Origin of the sequence: Nocardioides sp. (assembly GCF_036274455.1) — a bacterium.
Taxonomy (GTDB): domain Bacteria; phylum Actinomycetota; class Actinomycetes; order Propionibacteriales; family Nocardioidaceae; genus Nocardioides.
In genome coordinates, this window is sequence record NZ_DASUFR010000114.1 from 1 (window position 1) to 18,520 (window position 18,520).

The 18,520-nt window shown below is 70.9% G+C and carries 18 protein-coding genes; 9 read left to right on the forward strand and 9 right to left on the reverse strand.

Annotated features, from left to right (window positions below):
- The 4 genes from VFV89_RS10685 to VFV89_RS10700 form a co-directional block, all read right to left on the reverse strand.
- Positions 1-1,170: alkane 1-monooxygenase (locus VFV89_RS10685; protein ID WP_329705916.1), on the reverse strand; the 1,170-nt coding region annotated here is incomplete at its 3' end.
- A 179-nt stretch (positions 1,171-1,349) separates the two neighbouring features.
- Positions 1,350-2,213, reverse strand: a complete 864-nt coding sequence (locus VFV89_RS10690) for an Abi-alpha family protein (protein WP_329705917.1) — start codon at positions 2,211-2,213, stop codon at positions 1,350-1,352.
- Positions 2,210-3,529 carry a hypothetical protein gene (locus VFV89_RS10695; protein ID WP_329705918.1) on the reverse strand — a complete coding sequence of 440 codons (1,320 nt, stop codon included), beginning with the start codon at positions 3,527-3,529 and terminating at the stop codon, positions 2,210-2,212. Before VFV89_RS10695 ends, VFV89_RS10690 begins: the two co-directional genes overlap by 4 nt.
- A gap of 76 nt (positions 3,530-3,605) precedes the next feature.
- Entirely contained in the window at positions 3,606-4,487 is an 882-nt protein-coding gene (locus VFV89_RS10700; protein WP_329705919.1) for a GTP-binding protein LepA, read from the reverse strand.
- A 23-nt stretch (positions 4,488-4,510) separates the two neighbouring features.
- On the opposite strand from VFV89_RS10700, the gene VFV89_RS10705 reads away from it, so the two are divergent.
- Together VFV89_RS10705 and VFV89_RS10710 are read left to right on the forward strand one after the other, a co-directional pair.
- Positions 4,511-5,953, forward strand: coding sequence for an MFS transporter (locus VFV89_RS10705; RefSeq protein ID WP_329705920.1), 1,443 nt, complete (start codon positions 4,511-4,513; stop codon positions 5,951-5,953).
- A 41-nt stretch (positions 5,954-5,994) separates the two neighbouring features.
- Entirely contained in the window at positions 5,995-6,867 is an 873-nt protein-coding gene (locus tag VFV89_RS10710) for a methylenetetrahydrofolate reductase (protein WP_329705921.1), read from the forward strand.
- Positions 6,868-6,921: 54 nt separating this feature from the next.
- Here the strand turns inward: VFV89_RS10710 and VFV89_RS10715 are convergent, their stop codons facing one another.
- The 5 genes from VFV89_RS10715 to VFV89_RS10735 all read right to left on the reverse strand — a co-directional run bounded on the left by VFV89_RS10715 (position 6,922) and on the right by VFV89_RS10735 (position 12,012).
- Positions 6,922-7,551 carry a DUF1638 domain-containing protein gene (locus VFV89_RS10715; RefSeq protein WP_329705922.1) on the reverse strand — a complete coding sequence of 210 codons (630 nt, stop codon included), beginning with the start codon at positions 7,549-7,551 and terminating at the stop codon, positions 6,922-6,924.
- Complete coding sequence (locus VFV89_RS10720) at positions 7,544-9,511, reverse strand: ASKHA domain-containing protein (protein WP_329705923.1); 1,968 nt, start codon at positions 9,509-9,511, stop codon at positions 7,544-7,546. Before VFV89_RS10720 ends, VFV89_RS10715 begins: the two co-directional genes overlap by 8 nt.
- Before the next feature lie 33 nt (positions 9,512-9,544).
- Complete coding sequence (locus tag VFV89_RS10725) at positions 9,545-10,423, reverse strand: dihydropteroate synthase (protein WP_329705924.1); 879 nt, start codon at positions 10,421-10,423, stop codon at positions 9,545-9,547.
- 76 nt (positions 10,424-10,499) lie between these two features.
- Positions 10,500-11,168: a corrinoid protein gene (locus VFV89_RS10730; protein ID WP_329705925.1), complete on the reverse strand. Its 669-nt coding sequence runs from the start codon at positions 11,166-11,168 to the stop codon at positions 10,500-10,502.
- A 73-nt stretch (positions 11,169-11,241) separates the two neighbouring features.
- Positions 11,242-12,012 carry an IclR family transcriptional regulator gene (locus VFV89_RS10735; RefSeq protein WP_329705926.1) on the reverse strand — a complete coding sequence of 257 codons (771 nt, stop codon included), beginning with the start codon at positions 12,010-12,012 and terminating at the stop codon, positions 11,242-11,244.
- Positions 12,013-12,109: 97 nt separating this feature from the next.
- Between VFV89_RS10735 and VFV89_RS10740 the strand changes: the two genes are divergently transcribed.
- The 7 genes from VFV89_RS10740 to VFV89_RS10770 all read left to right on the forward strand — a co-directional run.
- The gene (locus tag VFV89_RS10740; protein WP_329705927.1) at positions 12,110-13,549 is read left to right on the forward strand and encodes a trimethylamine methyltransferase family protein; all 1,440 of its coding nucleotides are present in this window, start codon (positions 12,110-12,112) and stop codon (positions 13,547-13,549) included.
- Positions 13,549-14,439 carry a formyltetrahydrofolate deformylase gene (gene purU, locus VFV89_RS10745; protein WP_329705928.1) on the forward strand — a complete coding sequence of 297 codons (891 nt, stop codon included), beginning with the start codon at positions 13,549-13,551 and terminating at the stop codon, positions 14,437-14,439. Before VFV89_RS10740 ends, purU begins: the two co-directional genes overlap by 1 nt.
- 22 nt (positions 14,440-14,461) lie before the next feature.
- Positions 14,462-14,977 (forward strand): glycine cleavage system protein R, encoded by a 516-nt coding sequence (locus VFV89_RS10750; protein ID WP_329705929.1) that lies wholly within the window; start codon positions 14,462-14,464, stop codon positions 14,975-14,977.
- Between the two features lie 52 nt (positions 14,978-15,029).
- Complete coding sequence (locus VFV89_RS10755) at positions 15,030-15,665, forward strand: hypothetical protein (protein WP_329705930.1); 636 nt, start codon at positions 15,030-15,032, stop codon at positions 15,663-15,665.
- A 38-nt stretch (positions 15,666-15,703) separates the two neighbouring features.
- Positions 15,704-16,483, forward strand: a complete 780-nt coding sequence (locus VFV89_RS10760; RefSeq protein WP_329705931.1) for an IclR family transcriptional regulator — start codon at positions 15,704-15,706, stop codon at positions 16,481-16,483.
- Positions 16,484-16,659: 176 nt separating this feature from the next.
- The gene (locus VFV89_RS10765) at positions 16,660-18,138 is read left to right on the forward strand and encodes an aldehyde dehydrogenase family protein (protein ID WP_329705932.1); all 1,479 of its coding nucleotides are present in this window, start codon (positions 16,660-16,662) and stop codon (positions 18,136-18,138) included.
- A partial coding sequence (locus VFV89_RS10770) for a GMC family oxidoreductase N-terminal domain-containing protein (RefSeq protein ID WP_329705933.1) occupies positions 18,135-18,520 on the forward strand: 386 nt, incomplete at its 3' end. The genes VFV89_RS10765 and VFV89_RS10770, both read left to right, overlap by 4 nt.

The window sequence follows — 18,520 nt, forward strand, 5'->3', positions numbered from 1 at the left end:
CTTGCGTGGTGAGAGGTTCGCACGCGAGATGTCGCCGTCGAAAGGGGCCAGCACACGCGGGTCCATCACCCGGCGCCACACGGCGGGCACGACGGCGAGCACGATCATGCCGGCGTACCCGGTCGGCAGCACCGGGGACTCCTCGAAGTCACGCAGCGACTGGTAGCGCCGGGTCGGGTTGGCGTGGTGGTCGCTGTGCCGCTGCAGGTGGTAGAGCAGCACGTTGGTCGCGATGTTGTTGGAGTTCCACGAGTGGGTGGGGTCGACCCGCTCGTAGCGCTGCCGCTCGCCGACGCCGACCTTCTGGCGCAGCATCCCGTAGTGCTCCATGTAGTTGACGACCTCGAGGAGCGAGAAGCCGACCACGGCCTGGATCACGAGGTAGGGCAGGATCCCGGCGCCCAGCCAGGCGACGAGCGCGCCCCACAGGACCAGCGACGTCAGCCAGGCGTTGAGGACGTCGTTCCCGATGCGCAATGGGTGCTGCCTCCGGCGGGCGTAGCGACGCTTCTCGAGACGCCACGCGCTCTTCAGCGACCCGATGACGGTGCGTGGCCAGAACTCGTAGAAGCTCTCGCCCACCCTGCTGCTGGCGGGGTCCTCCGGCGTCGCGACCCGGACGTGGTGGCCGCGGTTGTGCTCGATGTAGAAGTGGCCGTAGAAGCTCTGCGCCAACGCGATCTTGGACAGCCAGCGCTCGTGGCTCTCCTTCTTGTGGCCGAGCTCGTGCGCGGTGTTGATGCCGATCCCGCCGATGCACCCGATCGAGACCGCGAGGCCGACCTTCGCCCAGAGCGGGAGCCCACCTCCGACGCCCAGCGGGTCGCCGCGGGCGATGAGGTACATGGCGCCGACGAACCCGACGTACTGGATCGGCAGGAACAGGTAGGTGATCCACCGGTAGTAGCGGTCGTTCTCCAGTGCCTCGATCACGTCGTCGGGCGGGTTGGAGCGGTCGAGCCCGGCGACCAGGTCGATCGCCGGCACGATCACCAGGATCACCACCGGCCCGATCCAGAACAACCCCGGCCAGCCGGTGGCCAGCCAGCCGGCGTACCCGATGAAGAACAGGCTCGGCACCACGAGGCCGATCAGCCAGAGGTAGCGCTTCGGGTCCCGCCACCTCTCGGTCGAGCCGGCCGGGACGGTGCTGTTGGGGATGGCGTCCACTGCTCTCTCACCCTCTCGTCTTTACAGGTCACCCATGTCTGTAAAGCGCTTTACAGGACCATAGGGAATGTCAACCGGCGTGGCAAGGGTGCGCATGTAACTCCGTGTTACGTCCACTGGGACAGCGTTGGGACACCGACCTAGTGACACGAACACGGAGTTACAAGCGGTGGGGGCGCTCAGTCCTCCGGCGCCCCGTGCTCGGGCAGGTCCGGCAGCTCCTCGGCGTCGACCAGGCAGGTCCGGCAGAAGTTGATGCCGAACGGCGTGAGGTGGATCGACCGGCGCACCAGCTTGGGGAAGCGCACCGAGTGCATCGCCTCGAGCACGTCCGGCTGCGCCTCGAGCACCTGGTAGTCCCGCGCGTCCACGACCTGTTCGCTCGAGAACCACACGAGGCCCAGCCGGAACAGGTTGTTGAGGTAGGCCGGCACCTCGTCGCCGTACCGCACGCCGGCCCGGGCCCCGATCATCGTCAGCCCCGACGCCACCAGGGTGGAGCTGACCCGCCTGATCGGCCCGCCGGTACGGACGTCCACCGCGGGCTGCGGGCCCTCGCGGAGCATGTGCACCAGGATGCGGGCCTCGTCGGGAGCCAGGTCCTCCAGGATGCGGACGTACGCCGGGTGCGGCTCCTCCTCGCTCCACACGTCGCGCGACCGCTCGAGGAGCTCCTCGCCACGCTCGCGCAGGGTCGGCTCGCGCGCCGGCTCCACGACGTCGACCGGCTCCGGGATGACCTGGGCCAGGGCCGCGCCGCCGTCGAGCAGCGCGCGCGAGACCGGGACGCCGTCGGCGACGGCGCGGGCGACGTTCGAGACCGTGCGGGCGGCCACCGCGACGTCGAAGGCGACCTCCTGGAGGAGCTGGTCCGCGGCCTGGCGGTCGGTGAGCGCCCGGGCCAGCAGCCGCCCGGAGCGGATGTAGGAGCCGGCGGTCCACGCCATGGTCCGCACCGTCGTCGCCGCGACGATCCGGGCGAGACCGGGCAGCTCGCCGGTCGCCCGGACCCAGCGGTTGAGCTCGGCGTTGTGGTGGCTCACGAGCCGCCCGCCCCGAAGACGAGGAGGTGCAGGACACCCCCGGCGAAGCCCATCACGGCGCCGTGTGCGTAGAGCATCCACTCATCCTCCCGGAAGGCGGAGCGCATCATCTCGACGAAGTCCGCCGGCGGCAGCTCCTTGGTACGCCGGGCGAACAGCTCGCGCAGCCGCTCGCCCTGCTGCCGGCCGAACTCGGGGTCGCGGAAGGCCAGGTCGGTGCGGCCCACGGCCTCCACGGCGATCCCCTCACGGATCCGGTCGAGCTCGCTGCTGCCGACCGCGACCCGCACGACCGGCAGCAGCGGCCCGGCGGCGTCGTCGATCGCGGGCCGCAGCGCCCGTGCGAGCATCTGCCGGGTCCGGTCACCCCGCGGCCCGTTGAGGAGGAAGTCGCCGATCCGCTCGAGGGTGATGACCTCCTCGGCGATGCTCCGAGCGTAGACCTCGGCCGCCTCGTCCTGGCGGCGCAGGAACAGCCCGTGCACCGTGACGCCGAGGACCCGCCGCGGCTGGAGCGGCTCGAAGATCAGCCACATCCCGAGCTTGTTGGTGAGCCAGCCGACGACGACCCCCATCAGCGGCAGCAGCCACCACTGACCGAACCAGTGGTCGACCACGGCGACCGGGACGCCGAGCAGGAAGCCGAACACGAACCCGAAGGTCACCATCAGCCGCAGCTCGCGCCGCCCGACCTCGCGGAAGATCGAGGCGACCAGGCCGGGGTTGAGCCGGAAGTGCTCGATCACCATGAGCTTCGGGTCGAGCAGCTGGTCGATGTGCTCGCCGATCTCGTCGGTGATGCTGCGCACCACCGTGGGCAGCTGGGCCCGGACCCGGGTCACGACCCCCTGCTTGCCCCACGCAGGGAGGTCACGCCACAGCCGGGGGTGCTCGCGCCGCATGATGTCGTCGATCAGCTGCGGCAGGTCTGGCTCGAAGACGCTGACGATGTGCTCGGCGATCCGGTCCGGCTCCAGCTGCTGGTAGAAGTCCTTCGGGGTGCCGACCTTGGCGATCACCTTGTCGACCGCGAGGCTGCCCATCTTCGCCGCCCGGGCCGGGACGATGCCCTGCCAGCCGATGCCACCCTCGAGCAGGCCCGGGACCTCCTGGACCTTGCGGGGCAGCCCTCGCGCCAGCGGCTCGAGGCCGGGGACGTGGACGCCGTGGAACCGCTCCGGCTCGAAGAGCATCCACAGCCCGGACCAGTTGATCAGCCAGCCGACCACCCCGGTGAAGACCGGAATGGTGAGGATGTGCACCCAGTCGGCGCCGCTGACGTCGGTGAAGAACCAGTCGATCTCGAGCGTCGCCACCGGTCCACCTCGTCTCCCTCTCGGAGGGAGAACGTGCCAGTGCGGGCGGCGTCACGCCACCCCCCGGCGCGGTCGGTCAGCGACCGAGGTGCGGGAGGTGGGTCCGGTCGCGGGCGAGCTCGACGGCCTCGCGGAAGGCGCGGGAGACGTAGTCGGGAACGGTGAGGCCCCGGTCGCGCGCCCACAGCAGCTCCCGCTCGACGCGGGAGATCTGGTGCGCGAACTCCTCGGCCGTGTCGGCGATGCCGAGGGTGGCCATCACCTCGCCGAAGTCGGCCTTCTGACGGGCGTTGTTGGCCCCGACGGGGGCGAAGGAGACCCGCCGCATGAACCGGACCAGCCAGCGCTGCCACCCGGCGAGCTGGGTCCAGAGGCCGCGCGCGGAGAGCTGGTAGAAGGCGTAGTGGCCGGGCTCCTGGCGCTTGATCTGGCCGATCACGGTGTTCGCGATCGCTTCCTCGCCCATCTCGAGGGTGCCGCGATGGAGCAGGTTGTAGGCCAGGACGGCCGACCGCTCGGTGGCCATGCCGGTCAGGTAGTAGAGCATCCGGCACACGTCCTGGAACGGCCCGAGGTGGGCCAGCATCCCGAGGATCCTCAGCTTGATGCCGACCGAGTCCAGGTCCGGCGCGGCCGGCTCACGACCCAGCTCGACCTGGAGCCGGTCGAGGATCAGCCCGTGCTGGATCTCCTGCGGCTGCCACACGTCGGCGTAGAAGTGCCGGTCGATGTCGGGCGGGTCGGGCAGCATCGTGGTGAGCTCGAGCACGTTGCGGTCCACCTCCAGCTCGACCCTCGCCATGTAGTCGAGGACGTGGCCGAACCTCGCCTCGAACTCACGCGGCCGCAGCACCGTGAAGTCGACCGAGTCGAGCCGGATCGGTGGGTGGTCGTGCGCCAGCCTGTCGACGTGCTCGACCAGCCGGAGCTCGGTCGTTGGCAGGTATTGGACAGGCACGGCTGAAGGCTACCTTTCTCGTCGTGGGTGATTCGGCGCCGGCGGCGGTACGGATGGGCACCGGCACCGGGCGGGCCGTGATCGCGGCCGCGGCGCTGGGATCGGGCATCGCCTTCCTCGACGGCACCGTCGTCAACGTCGCCCTTCGCACCATCGGCAACGACCTCGGTGCGAGCCTCTCGCAGCTTCAGTGGATCACCAACGGATATTTGGTCTCCCTGGCCAGCCTGATCCTCCTCGGCGGCTCCCTCGGCGACCGGTTCGGACGGCGCCGGGTCTTCGTCATCGGCACGACCTGGTTCGCGATCGCGTCGATGATCTGCGGCGTCGCCCCCAACCCGGAGGTGCTGATCGCGGCCAGGGTGCTGCAGGGCGTCGGCGGCGCGCTGCTGACACCCGGCAGCCTCGCGATGATCCAGGGCGCGTTCGCGCACGACGACCGCGCCCCCGCGATCGGGGCCTGGACCGGGCTGACCAGCCTCTCGGCCGCCATCGGTCCCTTCGTGGGCGGTGGCCTCGTGGAATACGCCGACTGGCGGTGGATCTTCCTCATCAACGCGCCCCTGGCCGCGGTGACGGTGTTCATCGCGGTGCGCTGGGTGCCGGAGACGCGCGACGAGCACGCGTCGTCGCACTTCGACCTGCTGGGCGCGGTGCTGGCGGCCACTGCCCTGGGCGCGACGACGTACGCGCTCATCGAGTGGGGCCGCGGCATGGCCTGGGTGGCAGTCTGCGTGGGCGTCGTGGCTGCGGTCGGCTTCCTGGTCGTGGAGTCGCGCGAGCGCGAGCCGATGCTCGTGCTCGACATCTTCCGCAACCGCACCTTCAGCGCGGCCAACGCCATGACGCTGCTGGTCTACGGCGCCCTCGGCGCGATGAGCTTCTTCGTCACCATCCAGCTGCAGACGGTCAGCGGGTACGGCGCGCTGGCGGCCGGGGCGGCGTTCATCCCGTCGACGCTGGTGATGATCAGCTTCGCGTCGTACGCCGGCCGGCTGGCCATGCGGATCGGGCCGCGCATCCCGATGACGTGCGGGCCGCTCATCATGGCGGCGGGGATGCTGCTCTTCCGGCGCATCGGAGCCGACCCGTCATACATCCTCGATGTCCTGCCGGGCGTGATGGTGTTCGGGGTCGGGCTCACGCTCCTGGTGGCCCCGCTGACCGCGACCGTCCTCGCCGCGGCCCCCGACGAGCACGCGGGCATCGCCAGCGGGGTCAACAACGCCGTGGCGCGCGCCGGCTCGCTGCTGGCAGTGGCGGCGCTGCCGGTCGCCGTGGGGCTGCACGGGGCGGAGTACGCCGACCCGGTGGCCTTCGACGACTCGTTCGGCCTGGCGATGATGATCTGCGCCGGGCTGCTCGCAGTGGGCGGCGTGATCTCGTGGTTCCTGATCCACCCGGGGATCCTCGACCAGGCCGACTCCTCGGAGGAGGATCTCGACGGGACGACCGGCGCCGGATAGGCTGGCGCGCGCTGGGTGCGCATCACGAAACAAGGTGCACAATGCGCAACAAGGCGAAGAGCTCGGCGACCGCCACGATGGTGCGGCTCCTCGAGCATGCACGCTATGAGGTGCTGCCGACCTCCTCGGTCGAGGACAGCGTGCTCAAGCACGTCGGGACCGAGGTCCAGGTCACCGTCACGGCCTCACCCAGCAAGGGGCTCGAGGCCACCCTCGACCTCGCCGAGCGGTTGACCGGGCACGGCTACACCGTCGTACCTCACCTCGCGGCCCGGATGGTTCGCGACCGCGCCGAGCTCTCCGAGATCTGCGACCGCCTGACCGGCAAGGGGATCGCCCGGGTCTTCGTGCCCGCCGGCGACGCCGATCCTCCGGGCGGCTACCCGGACGCGCTGTCGATGCTCGAGGACCTCGCCGGTCTCGGCCGCCCCTTCGAGCACGTCGGCATCACCGGCTACCCCGAGTCGCACCCGACGATCAGTGACGACCTGACCATCCAGTCGATGTGGGACAAGCGCCGCTACGCAACGCACGTGGTGAGCAACCTGACCTTCGACCCCGAGGTGCTCACGGCCTGGGTGCAGCGGATGCGCAAGCGCGGGATCACCATGCCGCTGCTCCTCGGCATCCCTGGCCCGGTCGACCGCACGAAGCTGCTGGCCATGGCCACCAAGATCGGGGTCGGCGAATCGACCCGGTTCCTCGCCAAGCACAAGGGCACCTTCGCCAGGCTGGCCGCGCCCGGCGGCTTCACCGGCGAGCGCTTCCTCGAGAAGGTCGCGCCCGCGCTGTCACCGCCCGAGATGCTGGTCGAGGGGCTGCACGTGTTCACCTTCAACCAGGTCGCCGCCACCGAGGCCTGGCGCCGTCGGCTGCTCGAGCAGCTCACCGCGAAGGCCGGACCGTCGCGATAGTCCGTGACGAAATGGCTACCCGAACGGTGTTCTCCACAACCATTTCGTCACGGACTATCCCGGTGGCGGGGCGAGGAGCTCCTCCAGTGCCGCCTCGAGCCGGCCGTGGCCGGTGTCGACGACGGTGAGGGGGAGGCCGATGGTGGCGGCGGCGTCATCGGCACGGGCGCGGAGGTCGGGGTCGTCGGGCTCCTGCGCCAGCCAGATCACCCGGGTGTAGTGGCGGAAGTAGTCCTCGCGCAGCTCGGGGTGGCGGTCGAGCCCGAGCTCGCGGACCACTGTGCGCCGGAAGGACCGGACCAGGAAGTCGGTGAGCAGGTAGGTGCCGGGCTGCTCGTCCAGGAACGCCGCCAGCCGGGACTCGCCTGCGAACAGGTCGTAGCAGTGCAGGCCGGGCAGCCGGCGCAGGCCGAGCTCGGCGCAGACCTCGTCGAGGGCGCCGTAGGTGCCGCAGTCGGCGTAGGCCACCGCGACGGCGTCGTACGACGCGGCCAGCGACGTCGCGAGCGACCGGACCTCGCCGGCGATCAGGTGCGGCTGGTTGTGCAGCAGCGGCGGCAGGGGGTGGACGGCGACCGGCCAGCCGCGGCGGGCGACCACGTCGGAGACGGGTCGGGCGATCGCACCGCAGGCGATCACGGCGACGTGGTTTCGAGACGCTCGCTGCGCTCGCTCCTCAACCACGGTGTCCGAAGGAGAGCTGCTCGACGAACTTGTCGTTGAACTCGGGCCGGTCGGAGAGCTCGACATAGGTCACCTCCTCCAGCAGCGCCCGGGCGCCGGCGCGCTCGCGCACCGAGAGGAGCGCCATCTTCGCCCCTTCGCCGGCGACGTTGCCGGCGGCGACGATCCGCAGCACGGGGAGCCTCGGCACCAGGCCGATCCGCACCGCGGAGGCGGCGGAGAGGTAGCTGCCGAACGAGCCGGCCAGCAGCACCTGCTGCACGTCGCGGGGCTCGAGGCCGAGCTGCTCGAGCAGCAGAGTCCAGCCGGTCGAGATCGCGGCCTTGGCGAACTGCAGCTCGCGGACGTCGCGCTGCGAGAGCACCACGCCGTCGTCGGGTGAGGAGCCGTGCAGGAGGAAGACGCGCTCCTCCGCGCCCTTGCCGTTGTCCACCATCAGCAGCCGGTCCGCGAGCGCGGGCGCCACCTCGCGGGCCACCTCGTCGGTGACGAACCGCCCGCTGTCGTCGAGCAGCCCCACCTTCACCAGCTCGGCGACCGCGTCGACCAGTCCGGAGCCGCACAGGCCGCGGGGCTCGACGTCGCCGATCACCCCGAGCTCGACGCCGCCGCCCTCGTCGCCGACGAGCTTGACCACCTCGATCGCGCCGTCGTCGGCCCGCATCCCGCAGCGGATCGCGCCACCCTCGAACGCCGGCCCCGCCGGTGCCGCGGTCGAGACGATCCGGTCGCCGTCGCTGAGCACGATCTCGCAGTTGGTGCCGACGTCGATGAAGAGCCGGGTCCGCTTGTCGCGGTCCATGCCCGAGGCGAGCATGCCGGCCACGATGTCCCCGCCGACGTAGGCGCCGAGCGCGGGGAAGAGCATCGCGCGCGCCCGTGGGTGCAGGGCCAGCCCGAGCTCGGCGGCGAGCACAGGCGGCGGCGCGGCCGTCGACATGATGAAGGGCGCCACGCCCAGCGGCTCGGGCTCGATGCCCAGGGCCAGCGCGGTCATGGTGGCGTTCCCGGCGACCGCGACCTCGTAGACGTGGGCCGACTCGACCTCGCCCTCCTTGCACACCTGCTCGGCGAGCTCGGCGAGGGTGTCGGCCGCCGCCTGCTGCAGCCGCCCGAGGGTGTCCGGGTCGATCATGGTGGCGCTGATCCGGGTGATCACGTCGCCGCCGAACGGCTGCTGCCGGTTGAGCATCGACGCCACCGCGACCGGGGTGCCGGTGGTGACGTCGAGCAGCGTCGCCACGACCGTGGTCGTGCCGAGGTCGAAGGCGATGGCGTACTGGGTGCCGGTCGTGTCACCCGGCTCGACGTCGATCAGCGCCTCGTCGACGACGACCGCGGTCACCTTGAAGTCCGCGGCCCGCAGTACGCCGGGGAGCCGGCGCAGCACGTGCAGGTCCGGCTGCGGCTCGAGGTCGTCGATCGCGTCGAGCAGCCGGTCGAGGTCGGGCCGCTGGTCCTCCAGGGTCGGCTCGTCCAGCTCGACGTACCGCTTCTGGATCGCCGGGCGCAGGATGACCTGCCGGCCCACGCCCACGGTGGCGGCCTTCGGCCGGGTGGTGAGCGGGGGCACCTCGACGACGAGGTCCCTCGTCGCGTTCACCAGGCACGCCAGCCGCCAGCCGTCGTCGAGCTGCTCGCGGGTGAAGGTGCGGACGTCGTGCCGGGTGATCGGCGTCGGCCCCTCGATGCGGACCCGGCACTTGTGGCAGGTGCCGTGACCGCCGCACGTGGAGTCGATCGCGATGCCGTTCCACGACGCGGAGTCGAAGACCGTCACCCCGGGTGGCACCCGCGCCTGCCGCTGGGTGTCCTTGCCCGGGTCCTTGTCGTGGATGGTGAAGGACAGCTCGACCCGGCCGGTGCCGTCGTGGGTGACCGGCTCGGCGCCGGGGCTGGCCAGCAGCCCCTCGCGGCGTACGGCGTCCGGGTCGAACTCGGCGATCGACTCGTCGGTCACGGGATCACGGGATCGGGGGACACGGTGCAGCGGCTACGCCGTCGCCGCGGCCTTGGCCCGGTGCGCGGCGATCCAGGCCATGCCCCACTCGTCGTGGTTGAGGAAGACGTCGGCGGCCTTCACCGCGTCCACGATCTGGGGCGTCCGGGTGTCCATGATCGCGCTGGTCAGCCCGGCCGTCATCGCCATCGGCAGCCACGCCGCGCCGAGCGTGTGGCGGTCCGGCATGCCGAAGGAGGTGTTGGACGCGCCGCAGGTCATGTTGACGCCGTGCTCGTCGCGGATGCGACGCATGGTCTCCATCGTCACCAGCGCGGTCGAGGTGTCGGCACCGATCGGCATCGCAAGCGGGTCGATCACGATGTCAGCCTTGGCGATGCCGTACTCCTCGGTGGCCACGCGGATGATCTTCGCGGTGAGGTCGAGGCGCTTGTCGGCCTCCATCGGGATCTCGTCGTGGTCGTTGGGGAGCGCGATGACCGCGGCGTCGTACTTCTTGACCAGGGGGAGGATCGCCGCCAGCCGGTCGTCCTCGGCGGTGACGGAGTTGACCAGCGCCCGCCCCTGGTAGACCGACAGCCCGGCCTCGAGCGCCTCGACGACCGAGGAGTCGATGCAGATCGGCAGGTCGGTGAGCGACTGCACCAGCTGGATCGCCCGCGCCAGCAGCTCCGGCTCGTCGGTGAGCGGCACGCCCATGTTGACGTCGAGGACGTCGGCGCCGCCCTCGACCTGCGCCTTCACGTCACGCTCGATCGCCGAGAGGTCACCGGCGCGCAGCTGCTCCTGGAAGATCTTGCGTCCGGTGGGGTTGATCCGCTCGCCGATCAGGCAGAACCGCCGGTGGTGGCCGATCGCCACCTCCTTGGTCGCAGAGCGGAGAACGGTCTCGAGGTTCTCGTCGGCTCCCATCATGCTTCTCCGGGGTCCCCGCGGAAGTGGGTGCCCGTCACGCGGAGCGTCTCTCGTGACCAGTCTCGTGGGGTGGTCATGCGGGGACCTTCGCGCGCTTCTGGCTGAGCAGGTCCTTGGCCCGCTTCACGGTCGCCGAGGCGTCCGCGGCGTAGCCGTCGGCACCCACCGCGTCGGCGTACTCCTGGGTGACCGGGGCGCCGCCGACCATCACGATGACCTGGTCGCGGATCCCGGCCTTCTCCAGCGCGTTGAGGTTCGCCTTGAACATCGGCATGGTCGTCGTCAGGAACGCCGAGAAGCCGACGATGTCGGGCTGGTGCTCCTCGATCGCGGCGACGAACTTCTCCGGCGCCACCTGGACACCGAGGTCGATCACCTCGAAGCCGGCGCCCTCGAGCATGATGTTGACGAGGTTCTTGCCGATGTCGTGGACGTCGCCCTTCACCGTCCCCATCACGAACTTGCCGACGGTCTCGACGCCGGTCTCGGCGAGCAGCGGGCGCAGCCGCTCCATCGCGCCGGCCATCGCCTTGCCGGCGATCAGCATCTCGGGGACGAAGAAGTCGCCGCGCTCGAAGCGGGCGCCGACCTCCTCGAGCGACGGGATCAGCGCGTCGAAGAGCAGCGTCTGCGGCTCCATGCCGAGAGCGAGCCCCTCCTCTGTGAGCTCCAGGACGCGCGGTGCGTTGCCGACGAGCGTCTCGTCGTACAGCCCCTGCAGGACTTCTTCTGGACTTGTCATCGCTTTTCGGGGTCCCCTCGGAAGAGTGGGCGGAAGGAGCGAAGCGGGAGGAGCCCGCTATTTCGTGGGGTGTTCATGCAACGCCCTCCTCGGTTGGGTTCAACTGCGTGGTGTCGCCGCGCAGCAGCCCGGACAGCTGCTCGGCCTGGGACGACAGCCTGCGGCCGAGCTCGGCGAGCCGGCCTTCGAGTCGTGGGGTCGGGCCCGAGATGCCGAGGGCGGCGACGACCTCGCCGCCCGGGCCGGCGACGGGTACGGCGACGCCGCTGAGCCCCACCTCGAGCTCGTCGCGGGTGGACGTCCAGCCGCGCTTGCGGGCCCCGACCCCCTCGCTGCGCAGCCGGGCCGGGTCGGTGACCGTCGACTCGGTCAGGCGGTCGAGGCCGCCCTCTGGCACGGGGAGGACGCCCCAGGCGTAGAAGACCTTGCCCAGTGCCGAGGTGTGGTTGGGCACCTCGATCTCGGTCCAGTCGCGGGTGCCGAGCAGGTAGCGGGAGTCGACCTGCGCGACCTGGACGACCTTGTCGCCGCGGGTCACCGACAGGTGGACGCTCTCGCCGGTCTCCTCGCCCAGCCGCTCCATGCCGGGCCGGGCCAGCCGGACCAGCTCCTCCCAGGGGTCGTGCCGGGCGGCGTAGGACCAGAACAGCGGGCCGGCGACGTAGCCGCCGTCACTGTCGCGCTCCAGCAGCCCGCCCCGCTCCAGGGCCGTCAGCATCCTCGACGTCGTGGACTTGGCCAGGCCGCTGGCCTCCTGCAGGTCGGCGAAGCTGAGCGGGTCGGCGGCGGCGACCACGGAGGACACCAGCTGCGCCGCCCGGTCCACCGCCTGGGTGCCGCTCATGCGCTCCCCATTCCAAGTCACCTTCCCGCAGGGCTTCCCTAGTGGTTCCATCATATGGAACCGTGGTTCCACAAGATGAGGTTAGGCAGGAGGACCGATGTTCCGCAACCAGATGCCTCGCTACGAGATCCTCTCGGCGGAGGCGTTGGAGACCCTCGACAAGGGCTGGCGCCGGCTGATGACCGAGATCGGCGTGGAGTTCATGGACGACCGGGCTCTCGAGCTCTTCCGCAAGGCCGGGCAGCGGGTGGAGGACCGGGCGGTCTTCCTCGACCCCGACTTCGTGCTCGAGCAGGTGGCCAAGGCGCCGCGGGAGTTCGACCTCCAGGCCCGCAACCCCGACCACTCGGTGCACATCGGCGGGGACTCGATGGCTTTCGGCGCGGTCTACGGACCGCCGTTCGTGCGTGAGGGCGACGTACGCCGCGACGGGACGCTCGAGGACTTCAAGAACTTCGCCCGGCTCTCCCAGAGCTTCCCGGTGCTCGACTCGGCCGGCGGCGTGGTCACCGAGCCCAACGACACCCCGCTCGACAGCCGCCACCTCGACATGGTCTACGCGCTGCAGACGCTGACCGACAAGATCTACATGGGCAACGTCGTGTCCGGCACCAACGCCGCCGACACCATCGCGATGACCGAGATCCTCTTCGGGTCCCGCGAGGCGATCGAGGAGACGCCCGCGATCATCTCGCTGATCAACTGCAACAGTCCGCTGCGCTGGGACGACCGGATGCTCGAGGCGCAGTTCGAGTACTCCGCCGCCAACCAGCCGGTGGTGCTGACGCCGTTCATCCTCATGGGCGCGATGTCGCCGGTGACGATCCCGGCGGCCCTCGTCCAGCAGATCACCGAGGCGCTGTCCGGGATCGCGCTCTCGCAGCTGATCAGGCCCGGCTGCCCGGTCGTCTTCGGCTCCTTCCTCTCCAACATTGACATGCAGTCCGGCTCGCCGACCTTCGGCACCCCCGAGTCGGGGATCGGCCTGCTGTGCACCGGACAGATCGCGAGGCACTTCGGGCTGCCGTTCCGCACCGGCGGCGGACTCACCTCCTCGCAGGTCCCCGACGCGCAGGCGGGCTACGAGGCGCTGATGACCCTGCTGCCGACGTTCCTCGCCGGGACCAACTGGGTGATGCACTCGGCCGGCTGGCTCGAGGGCGGGCTGGTCGCAGGGTTCGAGAAGTTCGTGATCGACGCGCAGATCGTCGAGATGCTCCAGCACGAGTTCACGCCGCTGGAGATCGACGAGGACTCGATGGCCTTCGGCGCGCACGAGGAGGTCGGCCACGGCGGCCACTTCCTCGGCGCGATGCACACCATGGAGCGGTTCCGCACCTGCTTCTACCGGCCCTTCCTCAACTCCTCGGACAACTACGAGCGGTGGATGCGCAACGGCGCCAAGGACACCGCGGTCCGGGCCGCCGAGATCTACAAGCAGAAGCTCGAGGACTACGAGCCGCCGCCGATCGACGAGGCGGTGCGGCAGGAGCTGGAGGAGTACGTCGTCCGCCGTCGCGCCGAGCTGGGGGACTGATGGCGGTGTCCCACGACCACCACGCGGTGCCCAACGAGCCCGTCGGCGACTACGTCCTGGTGCTCTCCTGCGCGGACCGTCCGGGGATCGTGCACGCCGTCGCACGCTTCCTCATGGGCCACGGCGGCGACATCCGCGAGAGCCAGCAGTTCGGCGACCGGCAGTCCGGCCGGTTCTTCATGCGGATCGACTTCACGGTCACCGAGCGGACGACCGCCGAGGCCCTGCGGGACGACTTCGCCGCGACCGCGAGCGAGTTCGGCATGGACTACCAGCTGTGGTCGGCCCGGGCGCCGTACCGCACGCTGATCATGGTCTCCAGGCAGCTGCACTGCCTCAACGACCTGCTCTTCCGCTACAGCACAGGCGGGCTGCAGATCGAGGTCCCCGCCGTGGTGTCCAACCACCCCGACGCGGAGCCGCTGGTGAAGTCGCACGGCATCGACTTCCACCACATCCCGGTCTCGCCGGACACCAAGGCCGACGCGGAGGCGCAGCTTCTCGAGCTCGTCGACGGGCTCGGCATCCACCTGGTCGTACTGGCCCGCTACATGCAGATCCTGTCCGACGACCTGTGCCACAGGCTGAGCGGCCGGGCGATCAACATCCACCACTCGTTCCTGCCGTCGTTCAAGGGCGCCCGGCCCTACCACGCGGCCTTCGACCGGGGGGTGAAGCTGATCGGCGCGACCGCCCACTACGTCACCGCCGACCTCGACGAGGGCCCGATCATCGAGCAGGACGTGATCCGGGTCGACCACACCCACAACCCCGAGCAGCTGGTCGCTGCCGGGCGCGACGTCGAGGCCGCCGTCCTGTCCCGCGCCGTCTCGTGGCACTCGCAGTCGCGGGTGCTGCTCAACGGCAACCGCACCGTGGTCTTCCGCTGACCCGTCCGGAGAAGGAGCCGCCATGACCCAGTTCGTGATCACCGTCTTCGGCGAGGACCGGCCGGGCATCATCTCCGCGCTCTCGGGGCCGGTCACCCGGCACGACGGCAACTGGGAGCGCAGCCAGCTCGCGCGGCTGGCCGGCCGGTTCGCCGGAATCGTCGAGGTCTCCGTGCCCGACGAGCGGTACGCCGCCCTGGTCGCCGAGCTGGGCGCGCTCGAGGACGAGGGGCTGCACGTCACGATCGAGGGTGAGGACCCACTGGCCGCCGAGGAGGTGGAGGGCGAGGAGTTCCTCCTCGAGCTCCTCGGCAACGACCACCACGGCATCGTCGCCGAGATCTCCGCCGTGCTGGCCGAGCACCGGATCAGCATCGGTGAGCTGCACACCGAGGTGCGCGAGGCACCGATGGCCGGTGGCCACCTCTTCCACGCCCGGGCCGTGCTCGTCGCGCCGCCGGAGGAGACCGACGCCCTGCGCGAGGCGCTCGAGGGCCTGGCCGACGAGCTGATGGTCGACCTGACGCTCACCGGCTGATGGCCGCCGAGGTCCTGGGTCCGGCCGGTGGTTGGGGTAGCCTCCCCGGGCCGTGAGCACCTATGCGACTGCCGTCTGGGTGGACCTGCGTCCCGACGGCCCGGTGGCCGCGGTCGCCGAGGGGCTGGCCGGCCTTCGCAGCCCGGCCGTCGGACCGCCGGTCTCGCCGCCCGAGAAGCTGTGGGTCGACGTCGAGTCCGACCGGGTGCGGATCACGACCTACCTCACCTTCAGCATCGACCTCGTCGACCGGATCGCCGAGCTGGTCGGCCGCGCCGACGTGGCCCGCGCCGCCATCGCGGAGGACAACGACGAGTTCGGCGCGTGCTGGGTGGTGCTCGCGGTCCGCGGCGGTGAGGTCCGCACCGTGCACCGGCGCTACCTGCTCAACGCCGACCCGCGCAGCCGTCGCCAGGTGCGGCACGCGCTGCAGGGCTTCGTGGTGGACAGGGTGGTCCGCGACCCCAGGGCCGACGACGTCGCGGGGGCCCGGGCTGCGACCGAGGCGGCGCTGCTCTTCGGCGTCGACCCCGGACCTGTCGTCGACGCCGAGGACCGCTGGCAGACGGCCCACGAGGAGATGGGCGTGGTCGGCGGCCCGTTCCCGTGGCTCGGCCCGATGGGGCTGAGCTGGCCGGGCCCCGACGCGGGACGTGAGTTCCGCGTGGGTTCAGGTGCCGCCCGCTGAGGTAGCGTGCGCGCCATGCGGGGCCCTGGATGCCTGCGGTGAGCGACACCGAGGCCGGCGCCGGTGCGTCGGTCCAGTCCGTCGACCGCGCCCTGACCATCCTCGAGATGCTGGCGCGGGAGGGCGAGGCCGGCGTCACCGAGATCGCGGCCGAGCTCGGGGTCCACAAGTCCACGGCGTTCCGGCTCCTCGCCACGCTCGAGGCGCATCGGCTGGTCGAGCAGGACGGCGACCGGGGCCGCTACCGCCTCGGCGTCGGCAACCTCCGGCTCGCCGGCGCCACGACCGCGCGGCTCGACCTGGTCACCGAGGCCAGGCCGGTCTGCCGGCAGCTGGCCACCGACACCGGTGAGACGGTCAACATCACGGTGCGGTCGGAGACCAGCGCCCTCTACCTCGACCAGGTGGCCGGCTCCTCGGCGCTGCAGAGCCACAACTGGGTGGGCCAGCACATCCCGCTGCACGCGACGAGCAACGGCAAGGTGCTGATCAGCGAGCTGACCGAGGCCGAGCTCAAGCGAGCGGTGCGCGAGCTGCCCCGGCTCACCGACCGCACCGTGACCCGGCGGGCCGAGCTCAAGTCGCAGCTCGACCACATCCGCGAGGTCGGGTACGCCGTCGCCGTCGACGAGCTCGAGGTCGGGCTGACCGCTGCGGCTGCGCCCATCCGCAACGCGCACGGCGACATCGTGGCCTCGATGAGCATCTCGGGGCCGACGTTCCGGCTCACCCACGAGCGGCTCGAGCGTGACGTGCCGCTGCTGACGGCGGCGGCCACGGAGGTGTCGCACCGGCTCGGCTGGGGGCAGCGGGTCTGAGGTGGACGGTGGCCTGCTTGCGCCGGCAGGAATGGCACACTCGGGTCACATCCGGGCGCCGACCCTTGACGTGAGCGGCGTCACAGCCCATATTCCGAGGACAAGGCCAGTTGCGGAGGCCGCAATTGGTTGCGCATCACGCAACGGTGGGGTGTGCCCTGCGAAGGGAGCATCGGATGCCTGAGCTCTATGTGGACGGGTCGTGGGTCAGCGCGCGCTCGGGTGCCACCCGCACGATCATCTGTCCCGCCGACGGCACCGTCGTCGGTGAGGTCGACGAGGCCGGGCCGGAGGACACCGCCGAGGCGATCGGGGCGGCCCACCGCGCGTTCCACGACGGGCCCTGGCCGACCACGCCGGCCCGCGAGCGCGGGGACCTCCTGCTGCGGACCGCGGACCTTCTCGAGCGCGACGCGGACGTCGTCGCCGAGGCGGAGTCGATGGACACCGGCAAGCGGCTGGTGGAGAGCCGGTACGACGTCGCCGACGTCGTCTCGGTGTTCCGGCACTACGGCCGTGTCGCCGCCGAGGACGCGGGCCGGATGGTCGACACCGGCAACCCCGACGTGGTCAGCCGGGTCGTGCACGAGCCGCTGGGCGTCTGCGGCCTGATCGCACCGTGGAACTACCCCTTGCTCCAGGCGAGCTGGAAGGTCGCCCCGTGCCTGGCCGCGGGCAACACCTTCGTGCTCAAGCCCAGCGAGCTCACGCCCCACACGAGCATCCACCTGATGCGGCTGCTGGGGGAGGCCGGGCTTCCCGCGGGTGCGGGCAACCTCGTCCTCGGCGCCGGACCCGCGGCCGGGGCCCCGCTGTCGGAGGACCCGCGGGTCGATCTCGTGTCCTTCACCGGTGGCCTGGTGACCGGTCGGGCGGTGATGGCCTCCGCGGCCGCGACGGTGAAGAAGGTGGCGCTCGAGCTCGGTGGCAAGAACCCCAACATCGTCTTCGCCGACGCCGACCTCGACGTCGCCCTCGACTACGCCCTGACCGCGGTCTTCCTCCACTCGGGCCAGGTGTGCTCGGCGGGCGCCCGGCTGCTGGTCGAGGAGAACATCCACGACTCCTTCGTCGACGGCCTGGTCGAGCGGGCGCAGGCCATCCGGCTCGGCGGCCCGCGCGACGAGAAGGCCGAGACCGGCCCACTCATCAGCGCCGCGCACCGCGACAAGGTCGCGGCCCACGTCGCGAGGGGCATCGAGGAGGGCGCCGTCCTGCGCTGCGGTGGCAAGGCTCCCGACGACCCGGCCCTGGAGAGCGGCTTCTTCTACCTGCCCACCATCCTCGACGCTGTCACGAGCACGATGTCGGTGGCCCAGGACGAGTCGTTCGGGCCGGTGCTCACCGTCGAGACGTTCACCGACGAGGACCAGGCGGTCGCGACCGCCAACGACAGCATCTACGGCCTGGCCGGCGCGGTGTGGACCCAGGACGCAGGCAGGGCCCAGCGGGTGGCGGCGCGGCTGCGGATGGGCACGGTCTGGATCAACGACTACCACCCCTACGTCCCCCAGGCCGAGTGGGGCGGCTACAAGCAGTCCGGTGTCGGGCGCGAGCTCGGGCACGCCGGCCTCGAGGAGTACCGCGAGACCAAGCACATCTGGCACAACATCGACCCGAGCGTGCAGCAGTGGTTCGGAGGGTCGGACCGATGAGCCCGGTGAGCCGCCGACGCGACTCCTACGACATCGTGATCGTGGGCGGCGGGTCCGCCGGCTGTGCCCTGGCGAACCGCCTGAGTGCCGACCCCGCCACCAGCGTGCTGGTGCTCGAGGCGGGGCGCTCCGACTTCCGGATGGACCCGTTCATTCACATGCCGGCCGCGCTGACCATCCCGATCGGCAACCGGTTCTACGACTGGAAGTACGAGTCCGACCCGGAGCCGCAGATGAACGGCCGGCGCATCTACCACGCCCGGGGCAAGGTGCTGGGCGGCTCGAGCAGCATCAACGGGATGATCTTCCAGCGCGGCAACCCGCTCGACTACGAGCGATGGGGAACCGAGCCGGGCATGGAGACGTGGGACTACCTGAACTG

Coding starts and splice junctions, on each gene's coding strand:
- VFV89_RS10710 (WP_329705921.1), top strand. CDS start 5,995: ATGCGCAACAAGGCGAAGAGCTCGGCGACCGCCACGATGGTGCGGCTC.
- VFV89_RS10725 (WP_329705924.1), bottom strand. CDS start 10,423: ATGGGAGCCGACGAGAACCTCGAGACCGTTCTCCGCTCTGCGACCAAG.
- VFV89_RS10730 (WP_329705925.1), bottom strand. CDS start 11,168: ATGACAAGTCCAGAAGAAGTCCTGCAGGGGCTGTACGACGAGACGCTC.
- VFV89_RS10735 (WP_329705926.1), bottom strand. CDS start 12,012: ATGAGCGGCACCCAGGCGGTGGACCGGGCGGCGCAGCTGGTGTCCTCC.
- VFV89_RS10740 (WP_329705927.1), top strand. CDS start 12,110: ATGTTCCGCAACCAGATGCCTCGCTACGAGATCCTCTCGGCGGAGGCG.
- purU (WP_329705928.1), top strand. CDS start 13,549: ATGGCGGTGTCCCACGACCACCACGCGGTGCCCAACGAGCCCGTCGGC.
- VFV89_RS10750 (WP_329705929.1), top strand. CDS start 14,462: ATGACCCAGTTCGTGATCACCGTCTTCGGCGAGGACCGGCCGGGCATC.
- VFV89_RS10765 (WP_329705932.1), top strand. CDS start 16,660: ATGCCTGAGCTCTATGTGGACGGGTCGTGGGTCAGCGCGCGCTCGGGT.